Source organism: uncultured Nocardioides sp. (genome assembly GCF_902805925.1).
Taxonomy (GTDB): domain Bacteria; phylum Actinomycetota; class Actinomycetes; order Propionibacteriales; family Nocardioidaceae; genus Nocardioides.
This window is the reverse complement of record NZ_CADCUP010000022.1, coordinates 1-12,299: the sequence shown is the minus strand read 5'-3', so window position 1 is coordinate 12,299 and position 12,299 is coordinate 1. Positions and strand designations below refer to the sequence as shown.

The 12,299-nt window shown below is 72.7% G+C and carries 15 protein-coding genes and 1 pseudogene; 1 reads left to right on the top strand and 15 read right to left on the bottom strand.

Annotated features, from left to right (window positions below; all coding sequences use genetic code 11):
* From QZX64_RS01380 to QZX64_RS01310, 15 genes and pseudogenes are all read right to left on the bottom strand, one after another.
* Nucleotides 1-421: pseudogene (locus QZX64_RS01380) on the bottom strand (hypothetical protein); the annotation flags it as partial.
* Entirely contained in the window at nucleotides 418-1,389 is a 972-nt protein-coding gene (locus QZX64_RS01375) for a transglycosylase SLT domain-containing protein (RefSeq protein WP_295656348.1), read from the bottom strand. The gene QZX64_RS01375 and the pseudogene QZX64_RS01380, both read right to left, overlap by 4 nt.
* Nucleotides 1,386-1,838 (bottom strand): flagellar FliJ family protein, encoded by a 453-nt coding sequence (locus tag QZX64_RS01370; protein ID WP_295656347.1) that lies wholly within the window; start codon nucleotides 1,836-1,838, stop codon nucleotides 1,386-1,388. The genes QZX64_RS01375 and QZX64_RS01370 overlap by 4 nt, the downstream gene beginning before the upstream one ends.
* The gene (locus QZX64_RS01365; RefSeq protein WP_295656346.1) at nucleotides 1,835-3,151 is read right to left on the bottom strand and encodes a FliI/YscN family ATPase; all 1,317 of its coding nucleotides are present in this window, start codon (nucleotides 3,149-3,151) and stop codon (nucleotides 1,835-1,837) included. Before QZX64_RS01365 ends, QZX64_RS01370 begins: the two co-directional genes overlap by 4 nt.
* Nucleotides 3,148-3,870, bottom strand: coding sequence for a FliH/SctL family protein (locus QZX64_RS01360; protein WP_295656344.1), 723 nt, complete (start codon nucleotides 3,868-3,870; stop codon nucleotides 3,148-3,150). The genes QZX64_RS01365 and QZX64_RS01360 overlap by 4 nt, the downstream gene beginning before the upstream one ends.
* Nucleotides 3,863-4,879 carry a flagellar motor switch protein FliG gene (gene fliG / locus QZX64_RS01355; RefSeq protein ID WP_295656342.1) on the bottom strand — a complete coding sequence of 339 codons (1,017 nt, stop codon included), beginning with the start codon at nucleotides 4,877-4,879 and terminating at the stop codon, nucleotides 3,863-3,865. The genes QZX64_RS01360 and fliG overlap by 8 nt, the downstream gene beginning before the upstream one ends.
* Entirely contained in the window at nucleotides 4,879-6,471 is a 1,593-nt protein-coding gene (gene fliF, locus QZX64_RS01350; protein ID WP_295656340.1) for a flagellar basal-body MS-ring/collar protein FliF, read from the bottom strand. The genes fliG and fliF overlap by 1 nt, the downstream gene beginning before the upstream one ends.
* Entirely contained in the window at nucleotides 6,471-6,800 is a 330-nt protein-coding gene (fliE, locus tag QZX64_RS01345) for a flagellar hook-basal body complex protein FliE (protein ID WP_295656337.1), read from the bottom strand. Before fliE ends, fliF begins: the two co-directional genes overlap by 1 nt.
* Complete coding sequence (locus QZX64_RS01340) at nucleotides 6,800-7,192, bottom strand: flagellar basal body rod protein FlgC (RefSeq protein WP_295656335.1); 393 nt, start codon at nucleotides 7,190-7,192, stop codon at nucleotides 6,800-6,802. Before QZX64_RS01340 ends, fliE begins: the two co-directional genes overlap by 1 nt.
* Nucleotides 7,192-7,551: a flagellar basal body protein gene (locus QZX64_RS01335; RefSeq protein WP_295656333.1), complete on the bottom strand. Its 360-nt coding sequence runs from the start codon at nucleotides 7,549-7,551 to the stop codon at nucleotides 7,192-7,194. Before QZX64_RS01335 ends, QZX64_RS01340 begins: the two co-directional genes overlap by 1 nt.
* A gap of 199 nt (nucleotides 7,552-7,750) precedes the next feature.
* The gene (locus QZX64_RS01330) at nucleotides 7,751-8,089 is read right to left on the bottom strand and encodes a hypothetical protein (RefSeq protein ID WP_295656332.1); all 339 of its coding nucleotides are present in this window, start codon (nucleotides 8,087-8,089) and stop codon (nucleotides 7,751-7,753) included.
* Nucleotides 8,086-8,466: a flagellar export chaperone FliS gene (fliS, locus tag QZX64_RS01325; RefSeq protein ID WP_295656331.1), complete on the bottom strand. Its 381-nt coding sequence runs from the start codon at nucleotides 8,464-8,466 to the stop codon at nucleotides 8,086-8,088. Before fliS ends, QZX64_RS01330 begins: the two co-directional genes overlap by 4 nt.
* 9 nt (nucleotides 8,467-8,475) lie before the next feature.
* Nucleotides 8,476-9,786 (bottom strand): flagellar filament capping protein FliD, encoded by a 1,311-nt coding sequence (fliD, locus tag QZX64_RS01320; RefSeq protein WP_295656329.1) that lies wholly within the window; start codon nucleotides 9,784-9,786, stop codon nucleotides 8,476-8,478.
* Between the two features lie 160 nt (nucleotides 9,787-9,946).
* Nucleotides 9,947-10,732 carry a flagellin gene (locus QZX64_RS01315; RefSeq protein WP_295656327.1) on the bottom strand — a complete coding sequence of 262 codons (786 nt, stop codon included), beginning with the start codon at nucleotides 10,730-10,732 and terminating at the stop codon, nucleotides 9,947-9,949.
* Between the two features lie 158 nt (nucleotides 10,733-10,890).
* Nucleotides 10,891-11,754, bottom strand: coding sequence for a sigma-70 family RNA polymerase sigma factor (locus QZX64_RS01310; RefSeq protein WP_295656325.1), 864 nt, complete (start codon nucleotides 11,752-11,754; stop codon nucleotides 10,891-10,893).
* A gap of 216 nt (nucleotides 11,755-11,970) precedes the next feature.
* On the opposite strand from QZX64_RS01310, the gene flgN reads away from it, so the two are divergent.
* A partial coding sequence (flgN, locus tag QZX64_RS01305; RefSeq protein ID WP_295656323.1) for a flagellar export chaperone FlgN occupies nucleotides 11,971-12,299 on the top strand: 329 nt, incomplete at its 3' end.

The window sequence follows — 12,299 nt, the reverse complement described above, 5'->3', positions numbered from 1 at the left end:
TCTTGACGATCACGCCGGTGGTGCAGCCGTAGGTGCGCACGACCTCGCCGTCGTCGGTCACCGGGCCCGGACGGCCCTGCGGTGGCACCGGCGTCCCCGGCGTGCCGGGCACCGGGGTGTCCGGGCCCTTGGTGTCCACGGTGCCCGGCGCGGTCGGGACGACCGGCGTCGTGGCGGCCGTCAGAGCGGCCAGCGCGGGGTCGACGACGGCGCCGGGCGCACCGGCAGCACCGGGGACGGCGGCAGGTGCGGTGGCGGCGGCGGCCGGGGTCTCGCCGGCCGCGGCCGCGCCCTCGCCGAGCAGGCCTGCCATCAGGCTGGCGAACTCCCCGGCCCCCGCGCCGGTGTCGGCCACCGGCGCCGCTCCGCCGGCCGGTGTCACCAGCGGGGCGACGGGCGCGGGCATCGAGACCGGGGTCATGTGGTGGCCTCCAGGGTCCTCATGATCGAGCGGACGTAGTTCTGGGTCTCGGCGTACGGCGGGATGCCGTCGTACTTCAGGACCGCCCCGGGACCGGCGTTGTAGGCGGCGAGCGCGAGCTCGGTGCTGCCGAACCGGGTCATCAGGTCCTTCAGCAGACGGGCGGCGCCGTCGACGGCCTGCGTGGGGTTGAAGGAGTCGGTCACGCCGAGGCCCTTCGCGGTGGCGGGCATCAGCTGCATGAGGCCCTGGGCGCCTGCGGAGCTGACCGCGTCGGCGTCGAACCCGGACTCCTGGCGAGCGACCGCCGAGAGCAGCAGGGGGCTGACGCCGTGGGCGCGGCCGGCGGTGTTGAACGCATCGGCGTACGGCACGAAGGACGGCACCGCGCCACCGGCGGTGGCGGTGGCGGTCGGCCCGGTGACGGCCGCGCCGTCGGGCAGGATCCGGCGGATGACGTCGGGCGTGGTCGGCACGTCGACGATGCGCACGTTGAGCCCGGTGCGCGGCGCCTCGATCATCTTGCCCCCGCCGATGTAGATGGCGATGTGGTCGACGCCGTTGTTGCGGCTGGAGTTGTCCCAGGCGATGAGGTCGCCCGGCTGGGCCTCGGCCATGCTCGCCACCGGCCGGCCGGCGCGGGCCTGGTCGGCCGAGACGCGCGGCAGGTCGTAGCCGAACTTCTCGTAGACCATCTGCACCAGGCCCGAGCAGTCCATGCCCGTCGGGCTCGTCCCGCCCCAGACGTACGGCACGCCGAGGTACTGCTTGGCCTCCTCGACGACGGCGAGGCCGTCGGCGGTGGCGCCGGCCGCCGGCACGCCGGGGGATGCCGAGGCGGAGGTCAGCGCCGTGGAGCTCAGCACGTCGGCGAAGGCCGCGCTGGAGACGGGGTTGCTCTGCGGCGCCAGCAGGTCGAGCTGGGCCTGGATCGCGGAGATCCGCGACGTGACGTCGCCGATGCTCATGCGCGGACCTCCTCGGTCAGGGTGCGGCGACGCAGCCAGCCCTGGGCGGCGGCGTCGTCGAGCTGGGCGGCCTCGGTGCGGGCGCGCTCGGCGCGACGCTGCTCGGCGCGGCGCGCCAGCAGCATGGAGACGGCCTCGAGCCGCGACCGGTCGCTGCGCCAGTGGGACGTGGCGGCGGCCATCACCGAGGCCGACACGCGCAGGTCCTCCCGGCGGACGACGAGTGCCTGGCCCACGGCCAGCGCGTGGGTGCGGTCGGCGAGGTAGGTCACCGAGGTGCCGGCGAGGAAGGCGGGCTGGGCGTCGAGCTGCTGCTCGAGGGTGCGTACGCCGGACTCGACGGCCGCGTGCTCGGCGATGGCGGTGGTGAGGCCCTGGCGGCTGTCGCGCTCACGGACCCCGCGGACCCGGGCGACGGCCTGCAGGCCGGCGTCGTGGACGGTGCTCACGCGACCACCTCGCTGCCCACGACCCGGCCGAGCCGGCCCCAGGTGGCGGCCAGCGGGCTGGCGTCGTCCATGTCCTGGCGCAGGAAGGCGTCGATGGCCGGCATCGCGGCGATGGCGGCGTCCGCGTCGGCGTCGGCGCCGCTGGCGTACGCACCGATCTCGACGAGCTCGCGCACGTCGCGGAAGGCGGCCATCAGGCGGCGCATCCGGGTGGCGTCGGACCGCTGCTCGCGGGTGGTCACCGCGGAGGTCACCCGGCTGATGGACTCGAGCACGTCGACGGCCGGGAAGTGGCCGGCGGTGGCGAGGCGGCGCGAGAGCACGACGTGGCCGTCGAGGATCGAGCGGGCGGTGTCGCCGATCGGGTCCTGGAGGTCGTCGCCCTCGATGAGCACGGTGTACAGGCCGGTGATGCTGCCCTCCGGCGAGGTGCCGGCCCGCTCGAGGAGCTGGGGGAGGAGGGCGAAGACGCTGGGCGGGTAGCCGCGGGTCGCCGGGGGCTCGCCGGCCGAGAGGCCGATCTCGCGCTGCGCCATGGCGACGCGGGTGAGGCTGTCCATCATCAGCATGACGTGCCGGCCGGCGTCGCGGAACGACTCGGCGATGCGGGTGGCCACGAACGCGGCGCGCAGGCGCTCCACGGGCGGGGCGTCGGAGGTGGCGACGACGACGACCGAGCGGGCCAGGCCCTCGGGACCGAGGTCGTTCTCGATGAACTCGCGGACCTCGCGGCCGCGCTCGCCCACCAGGGCGATGACCGAGACGTCGGCGTCGGTGCCGCGGGCCACCATGGACAGCAGGCTCGACTTGCCGACGCCCGACCCGGCCATGATGCCGACGCGCTGGCCGCGTCCGAGAGGGGTGAGGGCGTCGAGCGCGCGCACGCCGGTGCCGATCTGGGTGTCGATGCGCGGGCGGTCCAGCGCCATCGGCGGGTTGAGGCCGACACCCACCGTGCGGAGGCCGGTGAGCGCGGGCCCGCCGTCGACCGGCCGGCCGATGCCGTCGACCACGCGGCCGAGCAGCTCCTCGCCCACGGGGATCTCGAGCGGGCCGCCGGTGCTGCGCACCGCGACGCCGGCGGTGAGGCCGCTGGTGGAGCCCAGGGGCAGGCAGGTGAGACCGGCGGGGCCGCTCGCGGCGACCTCGGCGAGCACGGGGCTGCGCTCGCCGATCGACACCACGTCGCCGATGGCGGCGCTCAGGCCGCTGACCTGGACCTGGAGTCCCAGGACGCGGGTCACCCGGCCCAGGCCCAGCGGCTGGGCGGCGTCCAGCGCGGCGCGCCGGACGCTCTGGGTCAGGACGCTCATCGCAGGGCCTCCTGGATGCGCGCCAGCGCGGTGCCCACCCGGAGGTCGACGATGCGCTCGTCGGTCTCGACCAGGGCGTCGCCGTGGTCGAGCGAGGGGTCCACCACGACGGTGAGGCCGTGGGCGGCCAGCTCCGAGAGGTCGGCGCACGAGCCGGCCCGCGGGTTGATCCGCACGGTGACCCCCGGCTGCTGCGGGGTGGCGGCCAGCACGCGCCGTACGACGTCCTCGTCGGTGCCCCGGTCCTGGGCGGCGCCCACGAGGGTGCGCGTCAGCTCCAGCGCCAGGTCGGTGGCCCGCTCGTCGACGTCGCGACGGCAGACGTCGATGGCCGCGACGAGCTGCGCCGTGGCGCTCTCCAGCGCCGCGACGGCGGACCGGTGCTCGGCCTGCCGGCGACGGCGCTCGGCTGCGAGCTCGTCCTCGTGGCGGCGCGCGGCGACGTACGCCGCGGCCTCCGCGTCCCGCCGGCCCTCGGTCCAGCCGATGGCGTAGCCCTGGGAGCGGGCCGCCGACCGGGTGGACTCGGCGAGGGCGGCGAGCACGTGCTCGGTGACCTCGTCCGCGAGGACCCCGGAGTCGCCGTAGCGGGTCCAGGTGCCCGAGCGGAGCTCGGGTGTCGCCAGGGCGGTGAGCGTCGCTCCGCTGGTGTCGGTGCTGCGAGCCGGGGCCGGAGCGGCGGGGTAGGGGCGGAAGTCCTCCGCGAGCGCCTCAGACAACGTACTCCTCCTCGTTCGCACGGCGGATCGAGATCTCGCCCTTCTCCTCGAGCTGGCGCATGGTGCGGATGACCGCCTGCTGCGCCTCCTCGACCTGCACCAGGCGCACGGGGCCGAGCAGGTCGATCTCCTCGACCAGGCCCTCGCCGGCGCGCTGGGACAGGTTCGAGGTGATCTTGAGCCGGACCTCCTCGGCGACCCCCTTGAGGGCGAGCGCCAGGGTGGCGGTGTCGACGCCGCGCAGGATCTGCTGCACCGACCGGTCGTCGATGGCGGTGATGTCCTCGAACATGAACATCCGGCTGCGGACCTCCTCGGCCAGCGGCTGGTCGAGGCTCTCCAGGCCCTCGATGATCTGGCGCTCGGTGGCCCGGTCGGAGCGGTTGATGATGTTGACCAGGGGGTCGACGCCGCCCACGCGGGACATCTCGGTCGGCTGGAGCATCGAGGAGAGCTTGCGCTCGAGGGTGGCCTCGACGGTGCGGATGATCTCGGGCGACGTGCGGTCCATGACGGCGATGCGGTGCGCCACCTGCGCCTGCTGGTCCGACGGCAGCCCCGAGAGGAGCAGCGAGGCCTTCTCGGCGGTCATGTGCGCCAGCACCATGGCGATCACCTGGGGGTGCTCGTCGGCGATGAAGGAGCGCAGCTGGGCCGGGTCGGCGCGGTGGAGGAACTGGAAGGGCATCTGGACGACGGCGGCGTTGAGGCGCTCGATGACCTCGGCGGCGCGCTCGGAGCCCAGCGACTGCTCGAGGATCTGCTGGGCGAAGGCGAGGCCGCCCTGCTGGATGTGCTGGCGTGCGGTGAGCAGGTCCCGGAACTCCTCCAGGATCTCACCGCTCTCGGTCGCGTTGACGTTGTCGAGGCGGGCGATCTCGGCGGACAGCGCCTCGACCTCCTGCTCCGACATGTGGGCCATCACGGAGGCGGCCCGGTCGCGTCCCAGCTGGATCAGGACGATGGCGGCCTTGCGGGCGCCCACGTTGGTGGCGGTCGCGGTGCTCATCAGCTCTGCACCAGCCATCCGCGCAGCAGGGCCGCGACTTCCTCGGGCTGGCGCTCGACGAGGGCGGCCAGCTCGGCGCGCGTCTCCTCCGCCCTCATCTGCTCGGTGGACTCCAGGGCGAGGACGGCGGCCGGCGGCTCCACCGGAACGGCGGCGCGGGCGGCCGACTCGTTGCGGAGCTGCTCAACGACGTACGACGTGGCCTGGGCGCGTGCCTTGGCGCGCTTGCGGCCCTTGAACCAGGCCAGGGCGAGCATCAGCGCGACGACGCCACCGAGGGCACCGTTGCGGATGGCCTGGTTCAGGTTGGCCTTCTCCTCCGCGGCGGCCGCTGCGGCGAGCTCCTTGGCCGCCGCCTCCTCGGCCGAGCGGTCGAAGGGCATGCTCTGCACCTCGACGGCGCCGTTGCTGCGCTCCTCGTTGATGCCGGCGGCGGTGGCGACGAGGTCGGCGACGTCCTCGTTGTTGAGGTCGCGAGCCGCTGCGGAGTCGAGCACCACCGAGACCGTCTTCATCGTGGGCGTGCCGGGGGCCGCCTCGCGGCGCTCGACGACGGTGTTGACGGCGTTGTCGGAGGTCTTGGACTCCTTCTTGTAGTCGCCGTTCGCACCGGTGCCGGCGCCGTCCACGCCGGTGTCCATCTGGCCGTCGGGACCGACGACGCCGGTCTCGGCGTTGCCGCCGGCAGGACCCGTGTACTCCTCGGTCTGCGTCGACTCGGAGAGCGGCTTGATGCCCTTCGCGGTGGAGTAGGTCTTGGACTCCTGGACGGACTTGTCGAAGTCGAGCTCCGCGGAGACGGTGACGGTGGAGTTGCCCGGGCCGACGACGCGGTCGAGCATCGCCTGGATCTTGCCGGTCATCTGGTCCTGGTAGTCCGCGACCTCCTGGCTGCGGCTGTTGGCGCCGGCGCCGCCGGCGCCGTCGTCGGTGGAGAGGACCTGGCCGGTGGAGTCGGCGACGGTGACCTTGGCCGGGTCGAGGCCGTCGATGGAGGAGGCGACGAGGTGGACGATCGCCTGGACCTGGTTGGGCTGGAGCGTCGAGCCGGCGCGGGTGCCGACGAGGACCGACGCGGTGGTCGGGTCCTGCTCGTCGGCGAAGACCTCCTTCTCCGGCATCGCGAGGTGGACGACGGCGGTGTCGATGCCGTCGATGGCGCCGATGGTGCGCGAGAGCTCGCCCTCCATCGCCCGCTTGAAGGCGGTCTGCTCCTGGAACTGCGAGGCGGAGATGGACTGCGAGTCCAGCAGGGAGTAGCCGCCGTCGGAGCTGGTGGGCAGGCCCTCGCCGCTGAGGGCGATGCGGGTCGAGTACACCTGGTCCTGGGGGACCATGACCGTGCCGCCGCCGCCGCCGATCTCGTAGGGGATGCCGTCGGCCTCGAGCTTCTCGATGACCGCGGAGGCGTCCTTCGACGACATGTTGCTGAAGAGCGGGCTGTAGTCGGGGGTCGCGGCCCACCTGAAGACCAGGAAGCCGGCGAGGAGCAGGCCGAGGGTGCCGACGATCGCGACCACCTTCTGGCCGGGCGCGAAGTCGTTGAACGTCTGCTGGTAGCGCGAGAGGTTCCGCGTGAGCGTGGTGCGCATCAGACCTGCATCCGCATGATCTCGTTGAACGCCTCGACCGCGCGGTTGCGCACCGCGACGGTGAGCTGGGTGGTGATCGAGGCCTCGGAGGCCGCGATGGTGTAGTCGTGGATGTTCGACAGGTCGCCGGTGGCGGCCTGGACGGCCAGCCCGTCGGCCCGGTCGGTGACGTTCTCGAGGTTCTGCAGGCCGTCGACCAGCATGTCGCCGAAGGCCTTGTCAGGTCCCTGGGCGGCGGACGCCGACCTCCCGAGCGTGACGGACCCGCTGCCCGCGACCGGAGCGGTGAACGGCGTGAAGCCGACGCTCTCGATGCCCCCGATGCTCATCATGACCTCCCGATCTGGAGGGCGGCGCTGTAGCCGTCCTGTGCGTACTTCGTGACGGACACCGCCGCCTGGAAGCCCCGCTGGGCCATCACGAGCTGCGACATCTGGGATCCCATGTCCATCTCCGGCGCGCGGACGTAGCCGGCCTCGTCCGCGAGCGGGTGGTCGGGGGAGAGGACCATGCGGCCCTCGGGGTCGCTCTCGGCGATGCCGGCGACGTCGACGCCACCGTCGGGGCGCGCGCGGGCGATGAGCATCTGGGCCTGGAAGGCGTCCCGGTCGGTGCTGGTCATCGTGTTGGCGTTCGCGATGTTGTTGGCCAGCGCGTCGAGCCAGGTCTGGTGCATGCCCAGGCTGGTGTTGGCGATGCGCAGCGACTCGAAGGCGCCCATCACTGGCCGCTCATCGCGGAGCGCAGGAGGCTCTGCCGGTCGGTGACCGCGCGGGTCATCAGCTGGTACTGGAACTGCGACTGCATCGCCGAGAGCGTCTCCTTGCGCAGGTCGACGTTGTTGCCGTTGGCGCCGACCGGGGTGTCGGTCGGGACCGTCGACGCCGAGACGGTCGACGCGTCGAGGTCGCCGCCGGCGATGGCCGAGCGCAGCGAGCTCTCGAAGTCGACCGACGTGGCGCGGAAGCCCGGGGTGTCGACGTTGGCGATGTTGTCTGCGATGACGTTCTGTCGCATCGAGATGCCGTCCAGCGCTGTGGTGAGCGCACGACTGACGGCATCGGTGATCGCGAAGGACACGTGGTGCCTCTCTGGAGGAACGAGGGGGATGCCGGTCCTTCGGCGGTTCCGAGCAATCCTTTGCTCGAGTTGAATCTTCGACCCGGACCATCCCCAATTGAGGGTATTCAGTCCAAGATGGCCCGGGTCGCGGCCAGGCGGGGACCAAGGTCCCGTGGCGCCCGCCCGGGGCCGTCAGCGATCGGTGGGGCCGGGGTGGTCAGGCGTTGACGTCGAGGTACGCCGGCTGGTGGGGGCCGCCGACGGCCCGGCTCACGTGGGCGGCGTACCGCTGCTGGCGCACGACGGCGTGGAGGGCGTCGTGGAGGTCGACGGTGAGCGCCCGCTGGCGGGCCAGGAGGTCGCGGGCGCGGGGTAGCAGCGCGACCGGCGGAGGGCCCAGGCCGGTGGGCTCGTGCCACTCCTCGGGCACCTCGCCCGGGTCGCGGCCCTCGGCGCGCAGGCGCCCCACCCGCTCGAGGTCGCCCTCGAGGCGGTCGAGCACGGCGGTCCAGGCGGTCGTGCGGTCGGGCTCGTGCCTCGGGGCCGTCGTGGTCACGCGCTCAGCGCCTGCTGCATCGCCGCCTCGCGCCAGGTGTCGCCGAGGTCGCCGGCGATCTTCAGGCACTGCTCGGTGAGCGTGGGGTCGCGACGGACGTTCGCCTGCACGAGGTGGCCGTGCAGGAAGTCGTAGAGGCCGGCCAGGGCCGGACCGGCGTCGAAGAGCTCCGGCTTGAGGCTGACCCGGAGCTCCATGACGATGTCCTGCGCATGCAGGAGCTGGCCGTGGGCGGCCTGGTGGTCACCGCCGTGCTGCGCCTCGAGGGCACGGCTGATGTCGAGCCGGAGGCGGTCGAAGAGCATGACCAGCAGCCGTGCCGGGCTGGCGGTGGCGATCGAGGCGTCGAGGTAGGCCGCGCGGGCGTTCGGATTCATCGTTCTTCCTTACTCCGAGGACCTGGACAGCGAGCCGAGCTGCCCCGCCAGCCAGCCGGACTGGCTGTTGAGGCGGGAGAGGGCCACGTCGAGGGCCGTGTAGGTGCGGGTCAGCGTCTTCTCGCGCAGCTCCAGCCGGGCGTCCCAGGCGTCGATGCTGTCCTGCAGCCGGTCGATCTGCTGGGTCTTCCCGGTGGCCAGGCTGGTGAGGCTGCCGTCGATCTTGTCGCTGGCCCGCGCGCCGATGGTCTCGAGGCGACCGGCGAAGCCGGTGAGGGCGGCAGCGGCGCCCGAGGCGTCCGCGGCGTACGCCTTGTCGAACGCGGTCGCGTCGAAGACGAGCTTGCCGTAGCGGTCGGTCTGGATGCCGACGCCCGACATCGTGCCGCCGTCGGGCGGGTAGACCGCCTCGAGCAGCCTGGTGCGCAGGTCGCGCACGGTGTTGTTGCCGCCGAGCGCCCCGGCCTTCTTGGCGGTGGCGTCGTACGCCGTGACCTTCTCCAGCTGCGCGAGCAGCTCGTTGACCTTCTCGACCAGGCCCTTGGCCTTGTCGCGGGCGCCCGCGGCGTCACCGGCCAGGTCCACGACCGCCGTCTGGCCGAGCGCCTTGGCGGAGACCGTGACGTCGACGCCGGGCAGCAGCCCGGTGAAGGTGTTGGTGGCGGAGTGGATCGTGTCGCCGCCGATGGTGATCGCGGCGTCCTGCCCGGCCTGCACCGTCGCGCCACCGAGGAGATCGGTGCCGTCGGCGGCCGTCAGGGCGAAGGAGGAGGCGGCGCCGCTGGCGGCGGACTGCACGGTGAGCCGGTAGGAGCCGTCGTCGAGCCTCATGGTGCTGGCGCGGACCCCGGTGCCGGAGGCGTTGAGCGCGTTCACCAGGCCGCCGAGCGTGCCGTCGCCGGTGTCGAGGGTCCTCTCCTGGCCGTTGACGGTCAGCGTGACCTCGGTGCCGTCGGCGACCACCACGTCGGTCGTCCGGGCGGTGCTGGAGAACCGGAGGCTGTGAGCCGCGGCGAGCGCGTCGACGCGGATGCTCACGCTGCCGGAGGCACTGCCGGACGTGGTGGCGACCGTGAGGCCCTCGAGGGAGCTGGTGGCCTTGAGCGGCGACCAGGCGCCGGCCTTGCCCAGGTCGGCGACGGCGGTGGTCAGGGCGGCCACCTTGGCGTTCAGGTCCTGGATCGTCTTCAGTGCGGACTGCTCGGTGCCGAGCTTGGTCTTGAGCTTGCTCTGCGGGAGGGCCTCGAGCTGCATGAGCTGGCGGATGATCGATGAGGTGTCCAGGCCGCTGCCCAGGCCGCTGATGCTGGCGCCTGCCATGCCGTCCTCCTGGCTCACTCGGTTCGGTGCTGAGGGGAAATGCAGTGTTCCCGGCGAGGGGCGAGGCCCCTCGCCGGGAACGCGTGGTGCTGTCCGCGATCGGCGCTTCCAGCACCGCTGGGTCAGTCGACGCCGGCACCGGCCGACGGCGAGGCGAGGATCAGCGGAGCAGGGAGAGGACGCCCTGGGGCGCCTGGTTCGCCTGCGCGAGCATCGCCGTGCCGGCCTGCGACAGGATCTGCGAGCGGGTGAAGTTCACCATCTCGGAGGCCATGTCGGTGTCGCGGATCCGGCTCTCGGAGGCCGAGAGGTTCTCGATCGCGACGTTCACCGAGTTGATGGTGTGCTCGAACCGGTTCTGCACCGCGCCGAGCTCGGCCCGCTGGGTCGAGATCTCGGTGATCGCGGTCTGGACGGTGGTGCTGTCCGTGATGACCGCCGCGGAGGTGTCGACGGCCGCCAGGGCGGTGGCCGAGACGTCGATGGTGTCGGTGGACTCCGAGCCGACCTGGAACGTCAGCGAGGCGCCGGCGAAGAGCTCCACACCGTTGAACTTGGTGTTGTCGGTGATCCGGGTGATCTCTTCCTGCAGGGCGTCGAACTCGGCGCCGAGAGCGGCCTGCGAGTCGGTGTTCTGCGTGCCGTTGTTGTACTGGACCGACAGGTCGTTCATGCGCTGCAGCATCGAGTGGACCTCGGTGAGGGCGCCTTCAGCGGTCTGGGCGACGGAGATGCCGTCCTGGGCGTTGCGGACGCCGACCTTCAGGCCACCGACCTGCGAGCGCAGGCCCTCGGAGATCGCCAGGCCGGCAGCGTCGTCGGCGGCGCGGTTGATGCGGAAGCCGCTCGAGAGCTTCTCGAGGGACTTGCTCATCTGGCCCTGCGTGACCGAGAGGTTGCGGTAGGAGTTGAAGGCGTCGATGTTCTGGTTGATGCGGAGAGACATGGTGAGATTTCCTTCCTGGAATGGTTTCGCGGAGCCCGTCCGTGGGCTCCGGCATCCTCATCGGCCGGCGGGTGCCGGCCCTGAGAAGTTCTTGGGACTTTCCTGGTGCTTCTTTTCTGGCCGCCACCGGCGGGCGGCGGCGCGGTCCGGCCTTCCGCTCAGGCGGTGGCGTCGAGCGTCGCGGGCAGGCCGCGGCGACCGGAGGCGACCGCGTGGCGGCTGGCCACGGCGTCGAAGTAGGCGTGCCGGCGCCGGTCGACGCAGCCGCCGGGGCGCTCGCTGGGGGCGACCAGCTCCGGCTCCAGGCCGGCGTTCATCCCGTCGCGCAGCAGCACCAGCGCCTCGGCGCGCAGCTGGGAGACGCGGGACTCGCTGACGCCGAGCCCGGCGGCGATCTCGGCCATCGGGCGCTCGGCGAGGAAGTAGCCCTCGACGACGACCCGCAGGCGCTCGGGGAGCTCGGCGACCGCGCCCATCATGTAGGTGAGGCGCTCGCGGTGCTCGTAGAGCGACTCGGGGCTGGGGCCGTGGCCGGGGATGAGGTCCTCCAGCGAGGAGTCCTCGGAGGCCTGGAGCGAGAGCACCTGGGCGCGGGCGATGTCGTCCTCGTTGGCGGCGATCTCGCGGGCCGTCAGGCCGGTGGCGGTGGCCACCTCCTCGGCGGTCGCGGGCCGGCCGAGGGAGGCGGCGAGGGTCGACCGGGTGGCGTCGAGCTCGCGGGCGCGGCGGCGCACGGTGCGAGACGCCCAGTCGATGCCGCGCAGCTCGTCGAGCACGGCGCCACGGATGCGGGTGGCGGCGTACCGGGCGAACGGGACACCGCGCTCGGCGTCGAAGGAGCGGGCCGCGGTGACGAGCGCGGCGAGGCCGGCGGAGGTGAGGTCGTCGCGGTCCACGTAGGACGGCAGGCGCCCCATGGTCTCGCGGACGATGTGGCCGACGACCGCCATGTTGGCGGTGATCAGCTCGTCGGTGGACAGCGCCGGGGAGGGGCTGGGCTGCGTCGTCTTCGTGTCGCTCACGAGGCAGGACGCTGCCGGAGATGAACGGGCGGCGAGGGCGCAATACCCAACATTAGGGAGTCTGGACCGGAGGTCGGGCCCAAGGTCCCGATCGGCATGATCCGGGTGAGGCAGCGAAAGCCGGTCAGAAAGTGCTCAGGACCATGCGAGGGCGCCCGATGGGAGGGGTGCACCCGCCACGATCCGGGGTGGGCACACCGACAAGAGGAGGACGCCGTGGAGAAGCTGTCGCTGATCCTGTGGCGTGAGCGCGAGCTGCTCGAGCTGCTGCTGTTCAAGCTGGAGGAGGAGCAGCTGCTGCTCGCCGCCGGTCGCTCCCGCTGGCTGGGTCATGCCACGCGCGAGGTCGAGATGGTCCTCGAGGAGATCCGGCGCGCCGAGCTCGGCCGCGCGGTCGAGGTCGAGGCCGTCGCCGTCGAGCTGGGGCTGGCGCCCGACGTCAGCCTGCGCGAGCTGTCGGAGCAGGCACCGGCGCCGTGGAACGACATCCTGCGCGAGCACCGCAACGCCTTCATGACCGCCAGCGCCGAGATCAGCGCGCTGGC